We start from the raw sequence: 26,091 nt of genomic DNA, 5'->3' as shown, positions 1-26,091 counted from the left end.
TGAGGACCCCGAGGAAACCCGGGCGATGAGACATTTTGTGAGGAGCAAAAAATGTTCAGAGCCAAAAAGCTGTCGCTTTCGCTGAAGCTACCCCTTGTGATGGTGGCGTTGACAGCCACGTTTCTGGTTACCGTGTCCTTTCTTGTTTATCGTATGGCAGAGCAAAACATTCGCCAGAATGTCTATGCCTCCCACGAAACCACCGCCAACGCCGGCAAACAGGCCATTGCGGCTTTGATTGATGCGGTGCGGCGTGATTTGGTGATGAATGCCGATCAGCCCACCACCTTCCGCGCGATCAGCAATTTTGACCGTGTGATTGGCATGATTGAGGCCGACGACCCTCTCAAATATCTCACCGACACATACATCACCAATAACCCCAATCCTGTGGGCGAGCGCGCCAAGCTGGTGGATCCGGGAGATGGGCAATACTACAGCCAATCCCACAACAGTTATCATCCAACCTTCCTGCGCTCCTTGAACCTCAACGGCTATGAAGACATCTACCTGTTCAACACCGAAGGCCGTCTGCTCTACACGGTGATGAAGCAGGATGACTTTGCTCAAGACTTTTCCAAGGGTGCCTACGCCGAGTCCGGATTGGGGCAAGTTTTCAAAGCGGCGATCAATTCGAAGCCAGGCGAGATCAGCACCTCTGATTTTGCCGCTTATGAGATCACCGGCGGCGATGCCGGCGCCTTTCTCGCAATCCCAATCCTGAGCAAGAAGAAAACCATCGCAGGCGTTCTGGCGGTGCAACTCTCCAGCGCCCGCATTGCGAGCGCTTTGTCCACCAATCTGGACGACAGCGGCCATCAAAACCTTTTCCTGGTTGGCGCAGACGGAACCGCACGCAGCCCCTCGCTGATCGAAGGTCAGTTTGAAGTCTCTACCCAACTGCCGCAAGCGCCCCATATCGTCGCCGCCCAAGCCCACGAAGACACGTTCTTTGAATCGGTCGAATCCGTTGCCAACATCGATGTGATCGGCTTGGTCAAACCCATGCAGGTGCCCGGCTTCAACTGGTCTTTGGTGATGGAAACCGACCACGACACCGCCTTTGCAGCCGTGCATCAAATCCGCATGATTGCCATCGCCATGATCGCGGCCTCTGTGGTCATCGCCATCATTGTCTCTTGGATCGCCGCCAGCCGTGTCACCAAACCCATTCAAGCCCTGCGTGGCGTGACAAATGCCTTGGCAGAAGGTGACTACGACATCGACATTTCAGGCGAAGAACGCGGTGACGAACTTGGCGATTTGGCCCGCACCATGGGTGACTTTCGCGACAAACTCAAACGAGCTGATGAAGCCTCCGAGCGCGAAGCTGAATCCGCGCGCAAAACTGCTGATGTTGTCGAAACCATGAGCGAAGCATTGTCTGAACTGGAGCGCGGCAATCTGGCCTGTGACATAGACACGCCATTTGTGGCCGACTACGAAATCCTGCGGGAGAACTTTAACCGCAGCCTGGCCAATCTGCGCGACTTGATGTCTGACATTGTCGAAGCCTCCCAGCACGTTGGCCAATACTCCGACGAGCAGAAATCCTCAGCAACAGTGATGGAAAAGCGCACTGAAAGCGCCGCTGCCACACTTGAGGACACCGCCAACGCTGTAAACGCGCTGTCTGATGGCGTGAAAGCCACTGCGGACCGCGCCACACGGGTTGACGGCGTCATGCAAACCGCCCGTGGTGAGGCAGAAAACAGCCGTGATGTGGTGTCCTCCGCCGTGGAAGCCATGGATCAAATCCAAACCGCGTCGAGCGAAATCACGCAAATCATCGGCGTGATTGATGACATCGCCTTCCAAACCAACCTGCTTGCGCTCAACGCCGGTGTCGAAGCCGCCCGCGCGGGCAGCGCTGGCAGCGGGTTTGCCGTCGTGGCCTCCGAGGTCCGTGCCCTGGCACAACGTGCCTCCACCGCCGCAGGGCAAATTCAAAAACTCACCAGCGCCAGCGAAGACCATGTCTCCAACGGGGTGGATATGGTGGGGCGTGCAGGTGAAGCCCTGTCCAACATCATCACCCAGGTCACCTCTGTGTCCGATCTGGTGACCGAGATATCCGATGGTGTGCGCACCCAATCCGCAGGTCTGGAAAGCATCAATACCTCGATGCGCGAACTGGACTCGGTGACACAGCAAAACACCGCCATGGCCGAGGAGGCCGCGGCCTCAAGTCAAATGCTACTGGCCGAAGCGCAAAGCCTCTCCGGTATTGTCGCCCGCTTTGACATGGAGGGCGCGGAACAGGCTGAGGTGCCGGACGCGTTCGAAGATGAGGAACGCCTGAGTGCGTAAAGTGCTCGGTACGCAAACAAAAAGCCCGCTTGGCAAAACCAAGCGGGCTTTTTGTTTTCAATCGATACCGACTTAGTTCAGCCGCTCACCACTGCCCGGGGCAAAGTAGGACACTTTGCTCAAATCAAACGCTAAAGACAGCGCTTTGCCGGACTCGGCTCCGGTTTCCGCGTGCAAGCGCGCCGTAACCTGTTTGCCACCAAGTTCAGAGACCACAAACGTATCCGCGCCTGCCGGTTCCACCATGTCGATATGACACTCAGCCACCTGCACATCTTCACCAGCGCGGAACCCCGCTTCGGCGATGTCCTCAGGCCGCAGGCCCAAGATCACATCCTGCGGCAGGTTCTCCGCATGAGTGTCGGTCAGCACCAAGGGTGCGGCACCATCCCGCGCGATCTCAATCTGCGTTCCGCTGCCGTTCTTGCTGGCCTTCGCCGGGATCAGGTTCATCGCCGGGCTGCCCATGAAGTCCGCCACAAACAGGTTGGCCGGACGATTATAGATCTCCGCCGGCGTGCCAATCTGCTGCACAACGCCGCCCTTGAGCACCACAATCTTGGTCGCCAAAGTCATGGCTTCGATCTGATCGTGGGTTACATAGACCATAGTGGCCCCAAGGTTTTGGTGCAGTTTTTTGATTTCGGAGCGCATTTCAACACGCAGCTTCGCATCGAGGTTTGAGAGCGGCTCGTCAAACAGGAACAGCTTGGGATCACGCACCAGCGCCCGCCCCATCGCCACACGTTGCCGTTGACCACCGGACAGCTGCCCCGGGCGACGGTGCAGCAGCTGCTCAATCTGCAACTGGCTCGCCACTTCTTTGAGTTTGCTCTCCTGTGTCGCCGCATCCACGCCACGCACTTTCATGCCAAAGGTGATGTTCTTGGCCACCGACATGGTTGGATAAAGCGCATAAGATTGAAACACCATCGCGATGTCGCGGTCCTTGGGGCTGACATGGGTCATGTCTTTGCCCCCAATCGACAAAGTGCCGCCGGTGATCGGCTCAAGCCCTGCAATACAGTTCAGGAGTGTGGACTTGCCGCAGCCCGACGGGCCGACCAACACAAGGAAATCACCAGGCTCAATCGCCACATTGATGTCTTTGAGAATCTCGACAGAACCGTAGTTCTTGTAGAGGTTATTGATATCCAGAATGGGTGCCATGAGGTTAACCTTTCACGGAGCCTGCGGTCAGGCCGCGGATGAAATATTTGCCAGCCACCACATAGACAAGCAGCGTGGGAAGCGCGGCGATGATGGCAGCGGCCATATCGACGTTGTATTCCTTCACCCCTGTGGTGGAGTTGACGATGTTGTTGAGGGCCACGGTCACCGGCTGTGTTCCCGCTTGGCTGAAACTGACCCCAAAGAGGAAGTCGTTCCAGATGTTGGTGAACTGCCAGATCACGGTCACAACCACGATGGGCAACGACAGCGGCAAGAAGATCGACCAAAAGATCCGGAAGAACCCAGCCCCGTCGACTTTAGCAGCTTTGGTCAGCTCGGCTGGGATCGTGACATAGTAGTTGCGGAAAAACAGCGTGGTGAAGCCAATCCCGTAGATCACATGCACAAAGATCAGACCTGGAATGGACCCGGCCAATCCCAGAATGCCCAAGCTGCGGGCCATCGGCAGCAGAACCACTTGAAACGGGATGAAGCAGCCAAACAACATCATCGCGAAAATCAAGTTGGCCCCTTTGAAGCGCCACTGTGCAATCACATAGCCATTCACTGCACCAAGCAACGTGGCAAGGAACACCGCCGGAACGGTCATCAGCACCGAGTTCCAGAAATACGGCCGAAGACCTTCACATTTCACGCCGGTACAAGTGCCCGACCACGCCGTGCTCCACGCTTCGAAGGTCACATCACGCGGCAAGGCCACAAGTGAACCCGTACGAATTTCCTCCAAGCTTTTGAGTGAGGTAGTGACCATCACAAACAGCGGCATCAGATAGAACAGCGCAAACAACCCAAGCAGAGCAAACAACAACCAACGCAAAGCCAATTGGCCAAAGCTGCGGCGTGGCGGGTGATAATTCTGGGTGAAATCAGTCATGTTTCGCCCTCAATTCAGAGTACAGGTAAGGCACGACAATGGTGAACACGACACCCATCATGACCATGGCAGAGCTGGCCGCTTGCCCAATGTCACCGCGCGAAAACGCCATGGCATACATATAGGTTGCCGGCAGATCCGTGGCGTAGCCGGGACCACCGCCAGTCAGCGCAATCACAAGGTCAAAGCTCTTGATCGCAAGGTGCGCCAGCACGATGAAGGCCGACAGGAAAATCGGTGCCATCGACGGGATGATAATGGCCGAATAGATCCGCCAAGTGGGAATGCCATCAACCTGCGCGGCTTTGATGATTTCCTCATCAACAGAGCGCAACCCAGCCAAAAACAGCGCCATCACAAAGCCACTGGCTTGCCAAACGGCCGCAATCACAACCGCGTAAATTGCCATTTTCGGATCGGTGATCCAGTTGAAGGTAAAACTCTCGAACCCCCAATTGCGCACGGTGGCCTCAATACCCAGGCCCGGGTTCATGATCCATTTCCAGGCTGTACCGGTCACAATCATCGAAAGTGCCATCGGGTAGAGGTAGATGGTGCGCAGCACACCCTCCGCACGGATTTTCTGATCCAGCAGAATGGCCAAAAACAAGCCGAGGATCAGGGAAATTCCGATAAACAGCCCCCCAAAGATGAACAGGTTGTCCATCGCCGTGTCCCAGCGTGGGGAGGCAAACAGGCGTTCATACTGAATGACGCCTTTGATTTCGTATTTCGGCATCAGTTTGGAGCGGGTCAGAGACACCCAACCGGTCCAGATGATAAAGCCATAGACAAAGATGAGGACGGCCACAAAAGAAGGTGCAAGCACCATCTTTGGCACGTGGCGTTCAAGCCATTCGGTCATAACAACGACCCTTTATTTAGGTGCCCCGCCCCGAAAGAAACCTTCGGAACGGGGCTGGGAGATTACATCGAGTTGGCGATCGCGTCGGCCAGCATCTGAACGGCGTCAGCCGAAGACATGTCCGAGTTGAAGTGGGCTGTCACAACATCAGTGATGGCACCGGCCTGTGCACCGCGCAGCGCCATGCCGTGGGCATAGCTTGGCAACAGGGAGCCTTCTTTGTTGCTGGAGGCCATATCCGCCGCCGACGTATGGGCGCAGGAGTCAAACTCATCCAGAGCAACATCGGTCCGTGCAGGGATCGAACCTTTGTTCAGGTTGAACACTTTCTGGAAGCTCTTGCCAACAATCAGCTCGGCCAGAAGTTTCTGACCGCTTTGCTTGTCGTCGCCGTCCACGTTGAACATGGCAAAGCTGTCCACGCTGTAAAGGAACCCATCGCCCGGTGTCGACACACAGAGGAAATCTTCGCCTGGCACTTTGCCCGCAGCAAGGAATTCACCTTTGGCCCAGTCGCCCATGATCTGGAACGCCGCTTCGCCGTTCATAACCATGGCAGTTGCCAAGTTCCAATCGCGGCCCGAGAAGTTGCCATCTACGTAGCCGCGCAGCTTACGCATCTGATCAAACACTTCGACCATTTTGTCAGACTTCAGCGTGTCCATGTCCAGATCCACAAAGGCGCTCTGGAAGAACTCGGCGCCGCCTAGGCCCAGAGCCACAGCTTCAAACACAGTGGCGTCTTGCCAAGCCTGACCACCGTGGGCCAGAGGAATGATGCCCGCTGCCATCAGCGTGTCTGCTGCGGTGTTGAATTCCGCCCAAGTGGTGGGCATGGCGATGTCGTTGGCTTTCAGGATGTCGGCATTGGCCCAGATCCAGTCAATCCGGTGTACGTTTACCGGCGCCGCGCACCATGTGCCTTCACATTTCATGTGACCCGCGATGGACGCAGGCAAAACATCGGCCCAACCTTGCGCTTCAGCAACGTCGGAAATGTCAGCCAGAACACCCTCTTCGTACCACTCGGCAATCGCAGGGCCTTTCAGCTGGACAGCAGTTGGCGCGTTGCCCGACAACACGCGTGCACGCAGCGCGGTCATCGCCGCGTCACCGCCGCCACCGGCCACCGGCATGTCGGTCCAGGTGCCGCCATTGTCAGCAAATTCTTTCTGTAGCACAGCCACAGATTTGGCTTCACCGCCAGATGTCCACCAGTGCAGAACTTCTGCCTGAGGTTCAGCCTTTGCAATGTTGGATGCCACAAGCGACGCAACAACGGCGGCCGCGAATACGGATTTTTTCATTATTTCCTCCCAAAATCACTGCCCAACTGAGCAGCGCTGCCTCATTCCTGCCAAACCGCATGGGGGTGTCACAATCCACCAAATCCCGGTTTGGCCTTTGCCATGTCACAAAATCAGGGGTTCTGTTACACGCTGTTACCTAGGCCTTGATTTTGTTGCACGGTGTTACAAAGCAAGCAACATGTCAGCCTGCTGTGGGGAGTGGCAGGGAGAACAGGGGGAGGCGGAGATGACGATTCCACGTTTGTTGGTGGTTGATGACGATGCGGAAACGCGCGGCATGCTGACGCAATTTCTGCGTCAAAACGGTTTCATCGCTTTGCCCTGCGACAGCGAGAGCACCATTCGCGACCAACTGGGCAGTGGCCGCGTTGACCTGATCCTGCTCGACGTGATGCTGGGTGACGAATACGGCGTCGACATTTGCAAGCGCCTGCGCAGCGAGCAGGATGTGCCCGTCATTCTGGTCTCCGCCCTGTCAGCAGATCACCATCGCATGGCCGGCTATGAAGTGGGCGCCGATGACTACATCGCCAAGCCGTTTAATCCCAACTTGTTGCTCGCGCGGGTGAAAGCCGTCTTGCACCGCGCCAAACGCAGCAGCTCGCTGACCTACCGCCGCAGCATCTCCACCTTCCGCTTTGGCGGCTGGTGGTATGACGCCAAACGCGACGAAGTTACCTCGCCCCAAGGCTACCAGGTCAGCCTGTCGCGCAAAGAAACCGCGCTGCTCAAGGTCTTCCTCGGCAACCCGCACATCCCACTGACCCGCGAAGAGATCAACACCGCACTGGACGTGACCGGCGATGGTCAAGACCTCGGGTCCGGCAACCCGGGCCGCGCCATCGACGTTTTGGTTGGACGACTGCGTGGCAAAATCGAAGCGGATCCCAAAATCCCGGAACTGCTGCGCACACAGCGCGGCGTCGGTTATGTCTTTGCTGTGGACGTTGTGGTTGAGGACGATCAATGATCTCAAGGTCGCAAGGCTTCCGCCTGCAATCGCTGGGTCTATTTCTGGTGTTTGCCTGCTTTGCCACAGCTTACGGCACCGCATGGCTCTGGTCCGCTTCCAGCAACGGATGGCGCGACCACCTGACCCGCAGCTACGTCACCGGCGTTTCACTCTACGACAGCCTGCGCACCCGCGCTGATCCACCGGTCAATGTCGACATTCAAACCTTAAGCCAGACCAACCAGGATTTGGTCTCCCAGAGGGAATTTTTGCAACTCCCAGGCGTGCCCAAACCGGCGTTTGTGACTCATGTCTCCCTCAAAGGCCAAGGCCATGACCCTGTGTCAGGCGAAACCCTCGCCCTGGTGATTGTCTCAGACAGCCTGCGCTACAACGTCTCGGAACTGGTCTCCAATGAGCGCCAGTCTGCGGCGCAAAAGCTTGGCCGGGTTACCCAGCTTCTGGCCACCTATTGCAGCGAGCCCATTTTATACGCCCGTATGGGGGCGCAAGACTGGAAACATGTGGACGGGCGCGCTGTTTGGGGCTGTGATGCCGCGCCCACCGACTACCGACTGCTGGCCGTGCTGTTGGCCATCGTGTCGATGACCATCTTCACCACACTTGTGCGTGACACCTCTGCCCATTTTGAACGCTTCGCCCGCACCCTGCGCAACCACCGCCGCCTTGGCGGCCCGCAACGCTACCCGGTGCAAGGCCCCGAAGAACTGCGCGACATTGTGCAGGCGGTAAACCAATACCTCGGGCGCGAACGCGACCAAATTGCCAAGCGCGCCACCGTGCTGTCTGGCGTGAGCCACGATCTCGGCACCCCGGCCACCCGCCTGCGCCTGCGCGCCGCTCTGGTTCAGGATGCGGAGCTGCGCGAAAAATTTGAAGCCGACATCGACAGCATGACAGGGATGATCGAAAGCGTGCTGACCTACACCCGCGCCGAACTCAACGAAGAAGCGCCCCGTGAATTGTCGCTGACCTCCTTGGTCGAAGCGCTGGTGGACGATTATCAAGACACCGGCCAGCCCGTCACCCTGGCCGCCTTGGAAACCCCGTCGTTTCAGGGTGGCGGCTCGGTGTTCATGTCCAACGCCGGTCGTGGCACACTGCCCTCTGAGCAACGCATTCTGGTATCTGCCCGCCCGATCTCGCTCAAGCGTGCCATCACGAACCTGATAGAAAACGCCCTCAAATATGGGCGCAAAGCCAAGGTTGAGCTGGTGGCCAGTGCCGACCACGCGACAATCACAGTTGAAGACGAAGGCTCGGGCATGACCGCCGCCGAAATCGAAGCCGCGGTGGCGCCATTCACGCGCGGCGACAACACCCAAACGATCGAAGGCTACGGCTTGGGCCTGACCATTGTCGCCACCGTGGCTGAACAGCACGGCGGCGCCCTCTCCTTTGAAGCAGGCACCGCCGGCATGCGCGCCTGCATCAAGATCCAGCGCCATTGACCCAACAGTCCATTAAAAAAGGGGCTGCGGCTTCCCGCACACCCCGTTTTCTCATTCCCAAAATATCCTCGGGGGTTTGGGGGCAGACAGCCCCCAACGCCTTACGTTCGCGCATCGCGGATCAGCTGCAGAATGTTCTGCGCCGCGTCCGGAATGTTGGTGCCCGGACCAAAGATCGCCTTCACTCCGGCATTCTGCAAGAATTCATAGTCCTGTTGCGGGATCACCCCGCCACAAATCACCAGAATGTCCTCTGCATCTTTGCCTTTTAACGCCTCAATCAGCTGCGGCGCCAATGTCTTGTGACCAGCGGCCTGTGAGGAAATCCCCACCACATGCACATCATTGTCCACCGCATCCTGCGCCGCCTCTTCCGGTGTTTGGAACAGCGGGCCGACATCAACATCAAACCCAATGTCGGCAAACGCGGTTGCAATCACTTTCGCCCCACGGTCGTGCCCGTCTTGGCCCATTTTCACCACCAGCAAACGCGGGCGTCGACCTTCCTCCTCGGCAAAATCCTCGATGGATTTCTGAATAGCCGCAAAACCTTCATCGCCCTCATAGGCCGCGCCATAAACACCTGCCAATGTCTTCACCTCGGCCCGATGACGACCAAATTCCTTCTCCATTGCCATGCTGATTTCTCCTACCGTAGCCCGTGCCCGCGCCGCTTCCACAGCTGCCGCCAACAGGTTGCCACCTTCGCTTGCCACTTTGGTCAGGTTTGCCAGAGCCGCATCACAGGCCGCGCTATCGCGATCTGCCCGGATTTGCGCCAGACGCGCCACCTGGCTTTCGCGCACCGCCACGTTGTCCACGTCCAGAATGTCGATCGGGTCTTCATTGTCTTTGCGGTACTTGTTCACACCCACAATGACTTCATCACCTTTGTCGATCATCGCCTGACGGGTCGCCGCACTCTCTTCAATGCGCAGTTTCGGCATACCGGACGCAACCGCCTTGGTCATGCCGCCCATCTCCTCAACCTCTTCCATCAACGCCCAGGCTTTCTGGATCAGATCATCGGTCAGCGCCTCAACATAATAAGAGCCTGCCAATGGATCGACCACATTGGTCACGCCGGTCTCTTCCTGCAGGATCAGCTGCGTGTTGCGCGCAATCCGGGCCGAGAAATCCGTCGGCAGCGCAATCGCCTCATCCAGCGCGTTGGTGTGCAGCGACTGTGTGCCGCCCAACACCGCAGACATCGCCTCATAAGCGGTGCGGATCACGTTGTTATACGGGTCCTGTTCCTGCAAGCTAACGCCAGAGGTCTGACAGTGTGTGCGCAGCATCTTGGAGCGCTCATTTTTCGCGCCAAACTCGGTCATGACCTTGTGCCACAGGAACCGCGCGGCACGCAGCTTGGCGGATTCCATGAAAAAGTTCATGCCAATCGCAAAGAAGAAGCTCAGACGCCCGGCAAATTTATCAACATCCATGCCCGCGTTCATCGCAGCCCGCACATATTCGCGCCCGTCCGCCAGCGTATAGGCCAGCTCCTGCACCAGGTTCGCGCCCGCTTCCTGCATGTGGTAGCCGGAAATCGAAATGCTGTTGAACTTCGGCATCTCATTAGAGGTGTACTCAATGATGTCGGAAATGATCCGCATCGACGGCTCAGGCGGGTAAATATAGGTGTTGCGCACCATGAACTCTTTCAGAATGTCGTTCTGAATGGTGCCCGCCAGCAGGCTCTTGTCATGGCCCTGCTCTTCGCCAGCCACAATGAAGCTGGCCAAAATTGGCACCACGGCCCCGTTCATGGTCATCGACACAGAAACCTTATCGAGCGGAATGCCGTCAAACAGGATTTTCATATCTTCAATGGAGTCAATTGCCACGCCCGCCTTGCCGACGTCACCCACAACACGGTCGTGGTCACTGTCATAGCCGCGGTGTGTCGCCAGATCGAAGGCCACAGAAACCCCTTGTTGACCAGCGGCCAGGTTGCGACGGTAAAACGCGTTGGATTCTTCGGCAGTGGAGAACCCCGCATACTGACGGATGGTCCACGGACGGCCCGCATACATGGTGGCCTTGGGGCCACGGGTGAACGGACCAACACCGGGCACGCCGCCCATGTGGTCCAGCCCTTCGGTGTCCTCCGCCGTGTAAAGCGGCTTGACGTCGATGCCTTCCAGCGTCTTCCACGTCAGGTCCTCAAGCGGCTTTCCGCGCAGCTCTTTCTCTGCCAGTTCGGCCCATTTCTTGGTGTCCGTCATTGGTGTCATCCTCGTCTGTGATCTTTAAGGGCCAAAGCGCCCGGCGTGTCGCGCCGTGCTGCCCCCGTTTTCTTCTAAGAGAAACGCCAAGCCATCCGCCCCGGCACGCAGCCAAGCCAAATCCTCAACGTAAATCTCGCGTAATATATCAACCTGAAACGCGCTGAACGGATGCCAGCGCTCGGTGCCATCGGGTAGGCTTTCGGCATCCAACCCTCGATCCGCCAGAAACTCGCGCAACTCTGGCAACTCCGGCACATGTGACAGGCCACTGACACGGAAATTGGTTGGCGCGCCAAACCGCCCGCTAACCGCATATTCCACAACCCGCGCTGGCTGCTCGCCAAGTCGCTCATAGGGCAGCACCAAAATCTCCGCATTCGGCGCTGCACAGGCCACGTCCTGCACCACCTTGCGCCAACTGCGTGGCTGCGTGACCAACCGGTCCATTGTGGCCTCACTCGGCACATCCGCACCCATCTGAAGCGCATGGGCCATTGCCCCACCCCAGTAGTCCTCAAGCGCGCGCATGCCCAGAACAACCCGTTTCACACGCCCGCCAAAGGCATGCACCATACGGGCCACGCGCTCGCCCGCAGCAGGATAAAGCCGTTCGCTGGCAATGTTGCTTTCCATTGCGCCAAGCATATTGGGTTCCAAAACCAACAGCTCGCGCACCCGTTCACGCTCCAACATGGCACAGCGCAGTTGCACTCGCCCGGCCCCACGCGCCCGACGTCGCGCCACCCCGTCCAGACCGGACTTCAGTGTCAGCCCGTCAAACAGCCCTTTTCGGGTGACCTCCGGTGTCCAGACCTTTAGGCCATGGGCCTCAAGCGGACGGCGGTTGCGGTTGAGATAGCTGGCGAGCGTGGAAACCCCACTCAGATGGGCCCCGACATGTAGGATGACATCCATGGCTTTGCGCACCTTTTTGAGGGCCATACCCTCAGGGCTGGCCGGATATACAAGGGCCACCATCATGCCGCATCACCCATGGAAATGCTGTTAACCGGCGTTAAAATTTGACCGACTTTATCAAAGGGGTTCGTATTGCCACAAACACCCCCTATATTGGTCGGAACAGGAGAGACGATGACACACCGCTTAGCCTTTGTTCTGACAGGTTTTCTGGCCGCCTCCGGCGCCGCCGCACAAGCCACTGAATCCACCTCAGAAGACGCCCCCGCCACTGCAGAAACCGTGGTAGAAAATGCACCGGAATTAATACAATCTGGCCTCAATGCCGAATTGGAGGAATACCTCTGGTTAAACCGCGTGTTTGTGGTCTTTGCCGACACCGAACGCGATCCACGTTTCATCCGGCAAATCGAACTGGTCGAAGCTTTCCCCGAAGAACTGATCGAGCGCGATGTGGTGGTGCTCACAGACACCGATCCCGCCGCCAAATCCGCGCTGCGCACAAAGCTGCGCCCGCGGGGCTTCATGATGGCCTTGGTGGGCAAAGACGGCATTGTATACCTGCGCAAACCCGAGCCTTGGACGGTGCGCGAAATCTCGGCCTCCATCGACAAAAACCCGCTGCGCCAGCAGGAAATTCGCGACCGCCGCCAACCATAAGCAGCAGCCTGCGACGGGATATGTCTCCCGCGCAAAATCACGGCATCGGCACCCCACGTGCCGCCACCAGCACGTCATACCAATCCTGACGGCTCAACGTCACATCATAGGCTTTGGCACTGTCTTTGATCCGGTCCACATTCTGCGTGCCAATCAACGCCATGCTCACCGCCGGATGTGCCAACACCCAGGCCAACGCCACATGATCCACGCCCACACCGTCACGTGTGGCAATGCCATCCAGCACCGCCAAAACCCGCGCCTCCTGCGTACCCGCCTCTGGCTGATGCACTGCCGTCAAACGCCCGCCTCCCAGCGGCGACCACGCCATAATCGCCAGGTTCAACTCCTGCGCGATGTCCAATGTACCGTCATCCAACGGCGCGATGGCCAGCGGTGAGAACTCCGGCTGATTGGCCGCCAGCGCAAAATCCAACTTGCTCTGCAACGCCCGGATCTGTGTGTGCGTGAAGTTGCTCACACCTGCCTCTCGAATCTTTCCCGCCGCCCGCAGCTGCGTCAGCGCCTCCGCCACCTCGTCGTAGGAGGCCAGCAGGTCCGGTCGATGTACCAAAAACACGTCAATCACATCACTCTTGAGCCGCGCGAGCGAGCCTTCGCAGCTCTCAATGAGGTTGGATGCGCGGCTATCATAGGGCACCGGCGGATGAATACCGCCTTTGGTGACCAGCACGGTCTTGTCCCGCAATCCCGGATTGGCCGCATACACTTCGCCCAAAACAGCCTCAGCCCCGCCAAACCCTTCTTCGCCAAAACCGTAAATGGCAGCAGTGTCGACCAGATTGGCGCCAATCTCCAAGGCCGCCTCAATCTTCGCCGTGGCATCCGCCACCGAGCTGCCGGAAAACCGCCAGCAACCGTAGGCCAGCCGACCAACCTCAAACGGGCCGATCGGTGTCGTCGTGGATAAAACTAGCGCGTCATCTGACATGGCAATTTCCGCAAAGGGCGGTCCCCGACCGCGGGTGGGGGGAAAAGCCCCCGCCCAATGGGGACGGTCGGGGGCTCCCCGGCCAACAGCCGGGCGACTACGTTTCAGGCGTTATTCAAACTCCATGATCACATCGTCCACCGCGAGGCTGTCACCTGCCGCCGCGTTGATCTTGGTGACCACAGTGGTTTTCTCCGCCCGCAGGATGTTTTCCATCTTCATGGCTTCCACGGTGCACAGCGCCTGGCCTTCCTGCACCTCGTCACCCACTGCCACGTCGACCTTCACGATCAAACCTGGCATCGGACACAGCAACAGCTTGGACGTATCCGGCGCAATTTTTTCCGGCATCAGCTTGGCCAACTCCGCCTGACGCGGCGTGCGCACATGCACAACCATATCGGCGCCACGGGTGCGAAGCCGGAACCCGCCCGGCACTTTGCCAACCTTCAGCACCAGCGTCTCGCCGCCGACTTTCAGGGTTGCCAGCTGATCTCCCGGCGTCCACTTGGACGACACACGCAGCTTGCTGCCATCCTCAAACTTGATGGTGGAGCCTTTCTTATCAGCCTTCACCTTCACGGCAAAATCCTGATCCTGTGCAGACACAACCCATTTCTTGCCAACCCGGCGCTCGTGGTTGTCCATACGGCCCGACACGCGGGTACGCCGGATTTCCGCCACCCGATACATCGCCGCCGCGGCTGCCGCCACGCGCTTCAGCTGATCTTCCGGCAACGCAACGCCGTCAAAGCCCTCAGGATACTGCTCTTCGATAAACGCAGTGGTCATGTCGCCTTTGATGAAAATCGGGTGATCCATCACCGCGCTCAGGAACGGCAGGTTGTGACCAATGCCTTCCACCTCAAAGCTGTCTAGCGCCACGCGCATCGCTTCAATCGCTTTGTCACGGGTGGGCGCCCAGGTGCACAGCTTGGCGATCATCGGATCGTAATACATGCTGATCTCGCCGCCTTCATAGACGCCGGTGTCATTGCGCACGACCACCTCGCCCGCATCACCCGGCTGCACACCAGGAGCGTAGGCTTTGGTCTCGGCTGGCGGACGATAACGGGTCAGGCGGCCAATCGACGGCAGGAAGTTGCGATAAGGATCCTCCGCATAGAGACGGTTTTCAATCGCCCAACCCTGCAATTTCACGTCATCCTGCGTGATGCTCAGAGGCTCACCATTGGCCACACGGATCATCTGCTCCACAAGATCGACACCGGTGATCAGCTCGGTCACGGGGTGTTCCACCTGCAAACGGGTGTTCATCTCCAGGAAGTAGAAATTCTTCTCCCCATCAACGATGAATTCCACGGTCCCAGCAGAGGCATAGCCCACCGCTTTGGCCAGCGCGACAGACTGCTCGCCCATCGCTTTCCGCGTGGCTTCATCCAAAAACGGGCTTGGAGCTTCTTCCACAACTTTCTGCTGGCGACGCTGGATCGAACACTCGCGCTCTCCCAGATAGACGCCATTGCCATGGGCATCACACAGCACCTGAATCTCAATATGGCGTGGCTGGGTCACAAACTTCTCGATGAAAATCCGGTCATCACCAAAGCTGTTGGCCGCCTCGTTTTTGGACGACTGAAAGCCTTCGCGGGCTTCCTCATCGTTCCACGCAATCCGCATGCCTTTGCCACCGCCACCAGCGGAGGCTTTCAGCATCACCGGATAGCCAACCTCATTGGAGATCTTGACCGCCTCATCCGCGTCCTCAATCAGGCCCATATAGCCCGGCACGGTAGAGACACCAGCCTCCTGCGCGATTTTCTTAGAGGTGATCTTGTCTCCCATCTTTTCGATGGCACCTTTAGGCGGGCCCACAAACGCCACGCCTGCGGCAGCCAGCGCCTCAGCAAATTTTGCGTTCTCCGACAGGAAACCGTAGCCCGGATGCACCGCTTGCGCGCCGGACTGTTTGATCGCGTCCATCACTTTGTCGATGACGATGTAAGATTGGTTCGCAGGTGGTGGACCAATGTGAATGGCTTCATCTGCCATCTGCACATGCAGCGCCTGCTTGTCGGCGTCAGAGTAAATAGCCACAGTCTTGATACCCATCTTCTGGGCAGACTTGATCACACGGCAGGCAATTTCGCCCCGGTTGGCAATCAGGATCTTGTCGAACATCTTATCGTCCTTCTTGGTCTTCGCGAGCCGCGACAGCAGCTTGCATAGGCAACAAAAAAGCCACCGCCGTGCTGACGCACGTCGATGGCTTTGGGTTCGGGACCGGCTGCAACTCAGCCGGACAATTCAAATCACCTTGCGGCGCGCGTGCGCGCTCAACAACTGGTGGCGAATTCTTGACAATAGATCGCGTTGGCCGCGCCGCCGACAACCGCACCGGCTGCCAGACTGCCACCGACTGCTGCTGCCGCCACGGTGCCCGCCCCGGCGCCAATGAGCGCTTGCTCGCCCACGGTGCGGCCACAAGCCGACAGTCCGATGAGCGCAAAAATAGAAATTGCTGCTGTGATACGCATATGCCTGTACCTTTTCCCTCTTTGGAATCACGAGCGGATCTTTTGTCCGACTGCGCTGCTATTATCCCCACAATCTCACCCGTTTTGACCCGACGCGCAAGCACCGCAGAAAAAACGGGTGATCCTGAAGGGACAACACAGGACCACCCGAAAGGGGAAGGGTAACGGAATACACTGTTACAGGACCGACGCGCATTATGGCGCCGCTCCATGAGAAAGACACTGCCACGACAAGCCACGGAAAACAGAGGCAATTTTGCCTCTGTGCCGCTTTGGGCAATCGCTTGCCCATTATGTCGTGGCATCGGCAACATTACGCCCAATCATCCTCAAATGCGTCCGGGAACGAAATCCGCGCCACAGCCTCATCAATGACCAGCAACGCCTCATAGTCTTCGGGGTCAAAATCCTCTTCAACCGCGACCACTTCTCGCCCAAACAGCCAGCTCAATCGACCGGCATCTAGATTGCCACGCTCAAACGGCTGATCGCCAAAGCACTCCCACAACGCCGCCATAAAGCCAGCATCGGCGCGCCGGTCAGCAGGCCTGCGATCCTTGAACCGCTCTCGAACAGTGATTGGCGTCACCCCTTTGGGGTTGGCGCGACGAATGGTGAATTGAAAATCCGATCCCGGCAGACGTCCGGGGAACCCGCGATGCTTGATCATGCCACATCTCCCCGGATCAAAGGGAGGGGCGCGGGAGTGCGAACAGGCCGTGTGGCCTGCCCGCCAGTCAGGCACGAAGCCTTACTTGTATTTGCCAGTGTAAGTTGGCTCAGAAGAGATCGGCTCTGGGTCGACCACAACATATTCTTCCAGCGGCTCGTCTTGACCACAGGCTGCCACGATGGCCACGAGGCCGATCGCGAGGAATGTCTTGATGCTCTTGGACATCTTGTTCTCCACTCATTGTTTCGTGTCCAAACAGGGCGGATTTGCCCTGCCTGCCTCAGTGCCCCACGTTGGGGACACGGGCGGAGATTACGCAAATGCTCTGCAAAAAGATACAGATACGAGGCCAAGCTCATCTGCTGTGACCGCAAAGTCGCAATGTCTTGCTCATTGGCCTTAGCGTTAACAATATCTAGTGGTGTCATCAAAAGCCCTCCCAGATACAGGTGCCGTCCTGCACGCTGAATGCTTCAAAAAATTGCGTGGCCAACTGTGTGGCCTCGCCAAATGTGGTCTCTCTGTCCGCCATGGAAATGATCACCTGATCGACTGTTTCATCCTGTATGGCGAGATACGGCACTGCGACGCCAATGCACAGATGAAAGAAGTCTTGCTCGATCTCCGAAAACTCCACGCCCTGCCGGATCAGCGGCATGATGTAGCGAAACCGCGCCACGCGGCTCTCGTCCACGCGGGTTTCGTATAGAATTTCCTGAAGATGGAGATCGTTGCCTGAGGGCACGACCGGGGTCTCCTCCAAAACCCCGGCCGTGGCCGCGCCCAAGAGGGCCCCTCCAAACGCGGCGGATATCGTAACTTGAGTCGCACGCTTGCACAGTTCTTTTGTAAAAGCTGCAAAAAATATGCGAGATGCGAAAGTTTTTTGCGCCAAAGCCTTACGTGGCGTCACAAATTTCATGAGGACGCCCCCCGATGTTGCGCAAACCGCCGCCAGCGGGCCCGCCGCTCAGGACAGTCCAGAATCTCGGCAATGATGGCCTGCGCATGACCTTTGGCCACCGCGCCATCCACCGCACCGCCCGCTTTCACATAAAGCCGCCCGGCCTCGCGACGCACCTCAACGGTGGGCGCAAAGCCTCGCAAATCCTGCAACGCCCGCCACATATCCTGGCGCACCTGCTGTGCCGTGCGCAGCAAGCCCGCATCCGGCAGCGACGTCTCCGCCACCACGTCCCAGCGCACCGGTAAGCGACGGCTCATGGTGAGCGCGTCACCTTCACGTTGGATATGCCAGCGGCTCCGGCTCATTGCGGCATGCCTTCTTTGACATCTGCTTGCATCAAGGGGCCTGCCGCAATCGCGGCAGGCTCCGGAGCAACATGATATGTCACTTTAGCTGTCAAAGAACCGAAACCCTTTGCATGTGTCGGACGAAAATCCGGCCTGAACATCGCCACCTGCCTTGGTCCAATCTTGGATCAGAATGACGCGGTTGTATTTTTGGTTGGCAAACTGTGCGCTTACTTTGGCTTGCGTGGCTTTGCACATTGCCAGCATTTGCTTTTTCACCGTGGCCCGCTTGGAAGGCACTGGTCCGGCCATAATCGCCCCAACCATCGGCTGTGCCCTCTTGTGCTTTTGGGTGCTGGCATGATCGTCCCGCGTTTTTGTTGTGGTGATTGCGCCTTCTTCAATCTTCACAACACAGGCCTGTGTCCCGTTGCCCAAATCAAGTGACTGGACGCCGCGACAGCTCTGCGCCTGCGCTGCCAATGGCAACGCAAACAAAACGCAGGAGGCAATAGTAAGTACACGCATTTTCAATTTATCCTTGTGGTGAACTGTTAGCGAATCCACCTATAGGTCATTACAGCGGAATGTTGTCGTGCTTTTTCCATGGGTTCTCGAGCTTTTTGTTGCGCAGGCTCGCAAACGCCCGGCTCACCCGTTTACGGGTGGATTTGGGCTGGATCACCTCATCAATAAAGCCACGCTCTGCTGCCACAAAAGGTGTTGCAAACCGCTCTTCATAATCCTGCGCATGGGCTGCGATTTTCTCCGCATCACCGAGGTCTGCCCGGTGGATAATCTCGGTTGCACCTTTGGCACCCATCACCGCAATCTCTGCCGTGGGCCAGGCGTAGTTGAAATCACCGCGCAGGTGCTTGGACGCCATCACATCATAAGCGCCACCATAGGCTTTGCGGGTGATCACGGTCACTTTCGGCACCGTGGCCTCGCCATAGGCAAACAACAGTTTTGCGCCGTGTTTGATCACGCCGCCATATTCCTGGCTGGTCCCCGGCAAGAAGCCCGGCACATCCACCAGCGTCAGGATCGGAATTTCAAAGCAATCACAGAAGCGCACAAACCGCGCCGCCTTGCGGGAGCTGTCGATGTCCAGACAGCCCGCCAGCACCATCGGCTGGTTTGCAACCACACCCACAGTCTGACCTTCCAAACGGATAAAGCCGGTCAGGATGTTCTTGGCGTAGTCTTCCTGAATTTCGTAGAAATCACCTTCGTCCGCCACTTTGGCGATCAGCTCTTTCATATCGTATGGCGTGTTGGCGTTTTCCGGCACCAATGTGTCCAGAGACGTCTCAACCCGCCCCGGTTCATCAAAGAACGGACGCACCGGCGGCTTCTCGCGGTTGTTGAGTGGCAGGAAGTCCACCAAGCGGCGCACTTCGGTCAGCGCCTCAACGTCGTTCTCAAACGCACCATCGGCAACCGAGGACTTCTTGGTGTGCGTGCTCGCCCCACCCAGTTCTTCTGCGGTCACAACCTCATTGGTCACGGTCTTCACAACATCCGGACCGGTCACAAACATATAAGATGTGTCTTTCACCATAAAGATGAAGTCGGTCATCGCTGGTGAATACACCGCGCCGCCGGCACAGGGGCCCATGATCACGGAAATCTGCGGCACCACGCCCGACGCCATGATATTGCGCTGAAACACTTCAGCATAACCGGCCAGCGAATCCACACCTTCCTGAATACGCGCCCCACCAGAATCGTTCAGGCCAATAATTGGGGCACCGTTTTGAATCGCCATGTCCTGAATTTTGCAAATCTTCTGCGCATGAGTTTCCGACAAGGAGCCACCAAACACAGTGAAGTCCTGGGAGAAGACATAGACCATTCGGCCATTGATCGTCCCCCAACCGGTGATCACACCGTCGCCCGCAGGCCGCTGCTCTTCCATGCCAAACTCGGTGCAACGATGGGTTTTGAACATGTCAAACTCTTCAAAACTGCCCTCGTCCAAAAGCAACTCAATCCGCTCACGCGCCGTCAGTTTGCCTTTTTTGTGCTGACTGTCGATGCGGCGCTGACCACCACCCAAACGGGCAACTTCACGGCGCTCTTCCAACTGTTGCAGAATGTCTTTCATGGCTGGGCCCTCATTCGTCGATTTGGACAGGCGCAAAACACACTGCCCCCAAAAGCTTTGCGACAGACCATACCCGCGTTGCTGCAACCGCAAAAGGACTTTCCCGCAAATTTGCAAACCTCCGAGAGGCAATGCTAAGCTAATTGCAAACCTGCAAATACTTCACAATTGAAATTAATCCATGGACATTCCGGGATCGCACTCCTACCTCTTAGGACATGAGCAGCTTAGCCCGCGGTCAATTCTTGGACCGAACCACACCACCAAACATCTTCACTTTGATCCTGCTGGCCGGGGTCTCTGCGTTGAGCATGAACATCTTCCTGCCCAGCTTGCCGTCGATGACCGAGTATTTCGACACCGACTATGGCGTGATGCAGTTGTCCATCGCGGTCTATCTGGGTGTGAATGCCGTGTTGCAAATTGTGGTTGGCCCAATCAGCGACAAGCTCGGCCGCCGCCCGGTGATCCTGGCGGGCCTCGCAATCTTTCTGGTGGCCACTCTCGGCTGCATCTACGCCCCCAACGCCGCGATTTTCCTGACCTTCCGCATGTTACAAGCCGCAGTGGTTGTCGCCATGGTGCTGTCCCGCGCTGTGGTACGCGACATGGTCTCCGCTGATGAAGCCGCCTCGATGATTGGCTACGTCACCATGGGCATGACCGTGGTGCCTATGCTCGGCCCTGCCCTTGGCGGTCTACTTGATAACGCCTTTGGCTGGCAGGCCAGTTTCTGGCTCCTGTTTGGCACCGGTATTGCCATCTTCTGGCTGACATACCGCGACCTGGGTGAAACCAAATCCAGCAGCGGCCTCACCCTTGGCCAACAATTCCGCGAATATCCCGAGCTTCTGACCAGCCCGCGCTTCTGGGGCTACTCCCTGGCCAATTGTTTCACCTCCGGCGCCTTCTTTGCCTACCTCGGCGGCGCCCCTTTTGTGGCCACCGAACTCTTTGGCATGAGCGCGGCACAGATGGGTGTCTATTTCGGCGCCCCTGCTGTTGGCTACTTCATCGGCAACTTCCTGTCTGGCCGCTACTCTGCCCGCGTTGGCATCAATCGCATGGTCACCACGGGCTGCATGATCTGTGGCCTCGGCGTAGCCGCCTCCCTGTCGATCTTTGCCGCAGGCTTTGGCTCCGCAGAAATCTTCTTTGGCTTTATGACCTTTGTTGGCATTGGCAACGGCTTGGCCATCCCCAACGCCACTGCCGGCGCCCTGTCTGTGCGCCCCCACCTCGCAGGCACCGCCTCCGGTCTCGCAGGCGCCATCATGATAGGCGGCGGCGCAGCGCTCTCCGCCCTCGCTGGCGCGTTGCTCACACCAGAAACCGGAGCCTTCCCGCTCTTATGGTTGATGTTGGCAACTTCGGTACTGGGCGTGACCTCAATCCTTGCGGTGGTCCGCCGTGAGAAATACATAGGTGTCTGATTTTAGGTCGCGCGATTAACCTCTGCGCGACACAAATCCCCACCTTCGCAAAACAGCCGCGATACAGACGTCATACCGACGCGAAAATCGCCACAAATCTCGCCGGTTAACGACCAAACGCCGCAGCTCCATTTGCCCTCTGGCGCAAGCAACTTTGCAAAGCTATCTTTGCAGCTATGCAATCGGGAGGAGTCGCATGCCCACGCAGAAGCTCTACGCAGGTGCCAAACTACGCGAAATCCGCACACGGCTCACCCTGACGCAAAAAGATTTTGCGCAAAAACTAGGGGTCTCCCTGCCTTATCTGAACCAGATGGAGAACAACAACCGCCCGGTGTCCACCACGGTTGTTCTCGCGCTCGCACAGGAGTTTGGCTTAGATGTCACGGAGTTAAGCACCGGTGACAGCGAGCGCCTGGTGTCTGACATGCGCGAAGCCTTGGCCGATCCCGTGCTGGCCGAAGCCTCCGCACCTCTGGCAGATTTGCGCCTTACCGCCTCCAACGCGCCGGCCTTGGCCCGCGCTTTTCTCGAACTGCACCGTGCCTATCGCCAAACCCACGAACGCCTTGCCTCCCTTGACGAGGCGCTTGGCCGCCAAGACGTACAAATGCAGGCCAGCCCCTGGGACGAGGTCCGCGACTTTTTTCACTATTGTGACAACTACATAGACGCCGTTGACCACGCCGCAGAACGCTTCGCCCAAGGCGCGGTAGAGCACGGCGGCATCCGCGCGGCAGCGCTGGCAACCTTGAAAGACACCGGCATCTCCGTCGCCTTCACTGACATCGACCAATTGCGCCACTACGATGCCGAACATAAGCGCCTGCAGATCTCCCGCTACGCCCAGCCAGAAACCCAAACATTTCAACTCCTTCTGCAAGTTGCCCTACTGCAAAACGGTCAACTCCTCGAAGCCACATTGGACTTCGCCCGCTTCCAGTCCGACGCCGCGCGCTCCATCGCCAAAATTGGCCTCGCCAACTACTACGCTGGCGCCGCCCTCATGCCCTACAGCACCTTCCTGCAAACCGCACGAGACACCCGCCACGATCTGGAATTATTGTCCAACAGATTTGGGGCCTCTATTGAACAAGTCGCACACCGGCTTTCCACCCTGCAACGCCCCGGAAACAAAGGTATTCCCTTCTTCTTTGTGCGCGTGGATCAGGCCGGCACCATCACCAAACGCCACTCTGCAACACGGCTGCAATTTGCCCGTTTTGGAGGCGCCTGCCCCCTCTGGAACGTACACCGCGCCTTTGAAACGCCGGGGCGTTTCTTGCGCCAATTGGCCGAAACCCCGGACGGTGTGCGCTACATCTCATTGGCGCGGGATGTGTCCAAATCCGGCGGCCACTTTGGAGCGCCTGTGCGCCGCTACGCCATCGCTTTGGGCTGTGAAATCCGCCATGCTGACGCGCTGGTTTATGCCGACCATATGGAGCTCGACAACCCACAGGCCTTTGAACCCATTGGCATTTCTTGCCGCATCTGCGAACGCACCCACTGCCACCAACGCTCTGTGCCGCCACTGGAACGCCGCCTGACCATCAACGAAAACGCCCGCGGCGTGTTGCCCTACGATGTGGGTTAGATTGGCGCAGTTCCTGTTCCGGCTCGGCGCGTTTTGCGTGATGCTAGCCTTCATGCTTGTGGTGGCCGCACCCTTACTGGAACGCTTGATGATCTACCCGCTGGACGACACCCGTGTCGCACCTGGCGACGTAAACCTTCCTACCGTAAGCGAAGAGGTCTTTCACCACGACGGCGAAGCTCTGATTGTTTGGGCGGCCCCACCCGCCTCTGGCAAGCCTGTGATCTTCTATCTGCATGGAAACGCAGGAAATCTCGCTAACCGAGCCTCCCGCTTTGACCTGCTGTTACAGCGCGGCTACGGTCTGGTCGCGCCCGCTTACCGCGGCTATTCCGGTAGCACTGGCACCCCACAAGAAGCCGCAATCATCAGCGACACTGTCGCCATCTTCAACAGCTTGGTCCACCCAATGCAGACCCCTATTATGGTCTATGGAGAGAGTATTGGCGCCGCCGTCACCCTAGGTGCGCTTGAGGCGGGGATGGAGCCTGATGCCATCCTTCTGGAAGCGCCTTACACTTCGATCGCCGCCATGGCCGCCCACCACTATCCCGGGAACGGCGGCTTCACAAAACACCTGTCAAATCAATGGGACAGCCTGTCTCGCGCCGAGAGTATCACCTTGCCCTTTCTGATATTGCACGGCAGCGAAGACAACCTCATTCCCATAGAAATGGGGCGACAGATTTTTGCTGCCGCCCCCTCGAGAGATAAGGTTTTTGTCGAAGCACCGGGCGCCGGTCACACCGGCCTGTGGCGCACCGACACTTGGCCGCAACTGACCAAGTTTATCAATCAGTTTGCCTTGAGATAGGCGTAGATCTCATCTTTCATCGCACCGCGACGCTTGCGCAGATCCACTTCAGAAAGCTCTTCACGTGGGGCCACATTGGTCTCCGCCGCATGCACCTTGCGGTTCAGTTCGTGATAGTCCTCTGCCAGCTTTGCAAAATGCTTATCGCTGACTTTCAGCTCATGCATTTTCTCAACAAATTCAGGGAATTCCGCAGCCAGCTCGTGTGGGGTGTTGGACATGTGTTCGCTCCTTTTGCCTAAGTCGCACACACCTTAGCCCTGCACATTCACCGTCTCTTTGACGCGGATCAAGTCACCGTCAAAAACACGCTTCAGCGCTGCGTATTTTCCCACGCCGGATGCACCCATGGCTCGGCATTTGATGATGGCAACCGCCGCCCTAGGATGTGATCAGAAGCTTTCTCACCGGTCATGATCGACGGTCCATTCAGATTGCCATTGGTGATACGTGGGAAGATCGAGCTGTCCGCCACACGCAGGCCCTCCACGCCAATCACCCGGCACTCACTGTCCACCACGGCCGATGGATCCTCCACACTGCCCATCTTGCAGGTACCACAGGGGTGATACGCACTCTCCGCGTGTTCGCGAATGAAGCTGTCGATCTCATCATCCGTCTGCAGGTCTGCTCCCGGCTGGATCTCACTTTTCACAAACGGCAACATCGCGTCCTGCGCAAAAATCTCCCGCGTCAGACGAATACAAGCGCGAAAGTCTTCCCAATCCTGCTCGGACGACATGTAGTTGAAAAAGATATTGGGTGCGGCCTTGGGATCAGAGGATGCCAACGTGACTGCACCGCGCGACGGTGAGCGCATCGGCCCCACATGTGCTTGAAATCCGTGCCCTTCAGCAGCCGCTTGGCCATCATAGCGCACCGCAATGGGCAGGAAGTGATACTGAATGTCTGGATAGGAAATCCCGGTGCGCGACCGAATAAACCCAGCCGTTTCAAACTGGTTAGACGCACCCAGACCCGCTTTGGTAAACAACCACTGCGCGCCAATCAGCCCCTTACTGATCAGGTTCCAATATTTGTAAAGCGTGATCGGCTGCTTACAGGCCATCTGCATGTAGACCTCAAGGTGGTCCTGCAAATTCTGCCCCACGCCGGCGCGATCCGCGATCACCTCAATACCATGCTCCGCCAAGTGCGACGCAGGGCCAATGCCAGACAACATCAACAACTTGGGTGAGTTCAACGAAGACGCCGACAAGATCACCTCGGTGTTGGCACGGACCACTTGAACCTGACCACCACGCTCAATTTCCACCCCGACAGCGCGACCATTTTCGATCACAACTTTGCGCGCCAATCCCCGCACAAGCTCGCAGTTCTCGCGTTTCAATGCTGGCTTCAAATAGGCATTGGCCGCCGACCAACGCTGCCCTTTGTAAACGGTCATATCCATCGGGCCAAAGCCCTCTTGCTGCTGCCCGTTGTAGTCGTTTGTCACCGGATAGCCCGCTTGCCGCCCCGCCTCCACAAAGGCGCTGTGGAGCGGGTTGTTCCGTGGCCCTCGGCTGATATGCAACGGCCCGTCAGAGCCACGCCAATCCGCATCCCCCCCCTGCCCACTCTCGTGCCAGTTCTCCATGCGTTTGAAATACGGCAAAACGTCCGCATAGGCCCAACCATCCGCACCGCTCTCAGCCCAGTGGTCATAATCCCCAGCATGTCCACGTACATAGACCATACCGTTGATCGAGCTCGACCCACCAATCACCTTACCACGGGGGCATACCAAGGTCCGACCACCCAGGTGCGGCTCCGGCTGCGTTTTGTAGCCCCAGTCATAGAGGCTCATGTTCATCGGATAGCTAAGCGCCGCTGGCATCTGAATAAACGGCCCCGCATCGGTGCCCCCATGTTCGATCACGAGTACCGACTTGCCCGCCTCACTCAGCCGGTACGCCATCGCGCACCCCGCTGAACCGGCACCAACAATCACATAATCTGCCTGCATCTTGA

At 57.8% G+C, this 26,091-nt stretch carries 24 protein-coding genes; 7 read left to right on the top strand and 17 right to left on the bottom strand.

All coding sequences use genetic code 11. From position 1 onward, the window contains the following. Positions 1–51: 51 nt before the first annotated feature. Entirely contained in the window at positions 52–2,310 is a 2,259-nt protein-coding gene (locus QOL67_RS19480) for a methyl-accepting chemotaxis protein (RefSeq protein ID WP_283427657.1), read from the top strand. 72 nt (positions 2,311–2,382) lie between these two features. Here the strand turns inward: QOL67_RS19480 and QOL67_RS19475 are convergent, their stop codons facing one another. The 4 genes from QOL67_RS19475 to QOL67_RS19460 form a co-directional block, all read right to left on the bottom strand. Next, complete coding sequence (locus tag QOL67_RS19475; protein WP_283427656.1) at positions 2,383–3,480, bottom strand: ABC transporter ATP-binding protein; 1,098 nt, start codon at positions 3,478–3,480, stop codon at positions 2,383–2,385. Between the two features lie 4 nt (positions 3,481–3,484). Then, positions 3,485–4,378 (bottom strand): carbohydrate ABC transporter permease, encoded by an 894-nt coding sequence (locus tag QOL67_RS19470; protein ID WP_283427655.1) that lies wholly within the window; start codon positions 4,376–4,378, stop codon positions 3,485–3,487. Then, positions 4,371–5,243: a carbohydrate ABC transporter permease gene (locus QOL67_RS19465; protein WP_283427654.1), complete on the bottom strand. Its 873-nt coding sequence runs from the start codon at positions 5,241–5,243 to the stop codon at positions 4,371–4,373. The genes QOL67_RS19470 and QOL67_RS19465 overlap by 8 nt, the downstream gene beginning before the upstream one ends. Positions 5,244–5,305: 62 nt before the next feature. After that, positions 5,306–6,550: an ABC transporter substrate-binding protein gene (locus tag QOL67_RS19460; RefSeq protein ID WP_283427653.1), complete on the bottom strand. Its 1,245-nt coding sequence runs from the start codon at positions 6,548–6,550 to the stop codon at positions 5,306–5,308. 229 nt (positions 6,551–6,779) lie between these two features. On the opposite strand from QOL67_RS19460, the gene QOL67_RS19455 reads away from it, so the two are divergent. Together QOL67_RS19455 and QOL67_RS19450 are read left to right on the top strand one after the other, a co-directional pair. After that, on the top strand, positions 6,780–7,523 hold the full coding sequence (locus QOL67_RS19455; RefSeq protein ID WP_283427652.1) for a response regulator transcription factor: 744 nt from the start codon (positions 6,780–6,782) through the stop codon (positions 7,521–7,523). Beyond that, positions 7,520–8,977, top strand: coding sequence for a sensor histidine kinase (locus tag QOL67_RS19450; RefSeq protein ID WP_283427651.1), 1,458 nt, complete (start codon positions 7,520–7,522; stop codon positions 8,975–8,977). The genes QOL67_RS19455 and QOL67_RS19450 overlap by 4 nt, the downstream gene beginning before the upstream one ends. Before the next feature lie 101 nt (positions 8,978–9,078). Here QOL67_RS19450 and scpA read toward each other — a convergent pair whose 3' ends face one another. Further along, positions 9,079–11,205, bottom strand: coding sequence for a methylmalonyl-CoA mutase (scpA, locus tag QOL67_RS19445; protein WP_430458977.1), 2,127 nt, complete (start codon positions 11,203–11,205; stop codon positions 9,079–9,081). A gap of 24 nt (positions 11,206–11,229) precedes the next feature. Further along, positions 11,230–12,189 carry a hypothetical protein gene (locus QOL67_RS19440; RefSeq protein ID WP_283427649.1) on the bottom strand — a complete coding sequence of 320 codons (960 nt, stop codon included), beginning with the start codon at positions 12,187–12,189 and terminating at the stop codon, positions 11,230–11,232. A gap of 111 nt (positions 12,190–12,300) precedes the next feature. Between QOL67_RS19440 and QOL67_RS19435 the strand changes: the two genes are divergently transcribed. Next, the gene (locus QOL67_RS19435) at positions 12,301–12,786 is read left to right on the top strand and encodes a DUF4174 domain-containing protein (protein WP_283427648.1); all 486 of its coding nucleotides are present in this window, start codon (positions 12,301–12,303) and stop codon (positions 12,784–12,786) included. Between the two features lie 37 nt (positions 12,787–12,823). On the opposite strand, the gene QOL67_RS19430 is transcribed toward QOL67_RS19435, so the two are convergent. From QOL67_RS19430 to QOL67_RS19390, 9 genes are all read right to left on the bottom strand, one after another. Continuing rightward, positions 12,824–13,738 (bottom strand): aldo/keto reductase, encoded by a 915-nt coding sequence (locus tag QOL67_RS19430; RefSeq protein WP_283427647.1) that lies wholly within the window; start codon positions 13,736–13,738, stop codon positions 12,824–12,826. 111 nt (positions 13,739–13,849) lie between these two features. Beyond that, a complete protein-coding gene (locus QOL67_RS19425; protein WP_283427646.1) occupies positions 13,850–15,880 on the bottom strand; it encodes an acetyl-CoA carboxylase biotin carboxylase subunit in 2,031 nt (676 codons plus the stop codon). A gap of 155 nt (positions 15,881–16,035) precedes the next feature. Beyond that, positions 16,036–16,236: a hypothetical protein gene (locus QOL67_RS19420; RefSeq protein WP_283427645.1), complete on the bottom strand. Its 201-nt coding sequence runs from the start codon at positions 16,234–16,236 to the stop codon at positions 16,036–16,038. Positions 16,237–16,549: 313 nt separating this feature from the next. Then, positions 16,550–16,906, bottom strand: coding sequence for a hypothetical protein (locus tag QOL67_RS19415; RefSeq protein WP_283427644.1), 357 nt, complete (start codon positions 16,904–16,906; stop codon positions 16,550–16,552). A gap of 81 nt (positions 16,907–16,987) precedes the next feature. Continuing rightward, positions 16,988–17,134, bottom strand: coding sequence for a hypothetical protein (locus QOL67_RS19410; RefSeq protein WP_283427643.1), 147 nt, complete (start codon positions 17,132–17,134; stop codon positions 16,988–16,990). 202 nt (positions 17,135–17,336) lie between these two features. Next, a complete protein-coding gene (locus QOL67_RS19405) occupies positions 17,337–17,831 on the bottom strand; it encodes a DUF6497 family protein (protein WP_283427642.1) in 495 nt (164 codons plus the stop codon). After that, positions 17,828–18,181 carry a hypothetical protein gene (locus tag QOL67_RS19400; RefSeq protein ID WP_283427641.1) on the bottom strand — a complete coding sequence of 118 codons (354 nt, stop codon included), beginning with the start codon at positions 18,179–18,181 and terminating at the stop codon, positions 17,828–17,830. Before QOL67_RS19400 ends, QOL67_RS19405 begins: the two co-directional genes overlap by 4 nt. Before the next feature lie 84 nt (positions 18,182–18,265). Beyond that, positions 18,266–18,691 carry a hypothetical protein gene (locus QOL67_RS19395; RefSeq protein ID WP_283427640.1) on the bottom strand — a complete coding sequence of 142 codons (426 nt, stop codon included), beginning with the start codon at positions 18,689–18,691 and terminating at the stop codon, positions 18,266–18,268. A gap of 49 nt (positions 18,692–18,740) precedes the next feature. Then, positions 18,741–20,273, bottom strand: a complete 1,533-nt coding sequence (locus QOL67_RS19390) for an acyl-CoA carboxylase subunit beta (protein WP_283427639.1) — start codon at positions 20,271–20,273, stop codon at positions 18,741–18,743. A 218-nt stretch (positions 20,274–20,491) separates the two neighbouring features. On the opposite strand from QOL67_RS19390, the gene QOL67_RS19385 reads away from it, so the two are divergent. The 3 genes from QOL67_RS19385 to QOL67_RS19375 all read left to right on the top strand — a co-directional run bounded on the left by QOL67_RS19385 (position 20,492) and on the right by QOL67_RS19375 (position 24,117). Beyond that, positions 20,492–21,706, top strand: coding sequence for a multidrug effflux MFS transporter (locus tag QOL67_RS19385; protein ID WP_283427638.1), 1,215 nt, complete (start codon positions 20,492–20,494; stop codon positions 21,704–21,706). 196 nt (positions 21,707–21,902) lie between these two features. Beyond that, the gene (locus QOL67_RS19380; protein ID WP_283427637.1) at positions 21,903–23,303 is read left to right on the top strand and encodes a helix-turn-helix domain-containing protein; all 1,401 of its coding nucleotides are present in this window, start codon (positions 21,903–21,905) and stop codon (positions 23,301–23,303) included. Beyond that, on the top strand, positions 23,293–24,117 hold the full coding sequence (locus QOL67_RS19375; RefSeq protein ID WP_283427636.1) for an alpha/beta hydrolase: 825 nt from the start codon (positions 23,293–23,295) through the stop codon (positions 24,115–24,117). Before QOL67_RS19380 ends, QOL67_RS19375 begins: the two co-directional genes overlap by 11 nt. Here QOL67_RS19375 and QOL67_RS19370 read toward each other — a convergent pair. Further along, positions 24,099–24,338: an HP1242/YdcH family protein gene (locus QOL67_RS19370; RefSeq protein WP_283427635.1), complete on the bottom strand. Its 240-nt coding sequence runs from the start codon at positions 24,336–24,338 to the stop codon at positions 24,099–24,101. The genes QOL67_RS19375 and QOL67_RS19370 overlap by 19 nt on opposite strands. 92 nt (positions 24,339–24,430) lie before the next feature. Then, positions 24,431–26,086: a choline dehydrogenase gene (betA, locus tag QOL67_RS19365; protein WP_283427634.1), complete on the bottom strand. Its 1,656-nt coding sequence runs from the start codon at positions 26,084–26,086 to the stop codon at positions 24,431–24,433. Positions 26,087–26,091 lie beyond the last annotated feature (5 nt).

Source organism: Shimia sagamensis, from assembly GCF_900182745.1.
GTDB classification, from domain to species: domain Bacteria; phylum Pseudomonadota; class Alphaproteobacteria; order Rhodobacterales; family Rhodobacteraceae; genus Shimia; species Shimia sagamensis.
The sequence above is the reverse complement of the archived record's forward strand: the minus strand, read 5'-3'. Positions and strand labels throughout refer to the sequence as shown.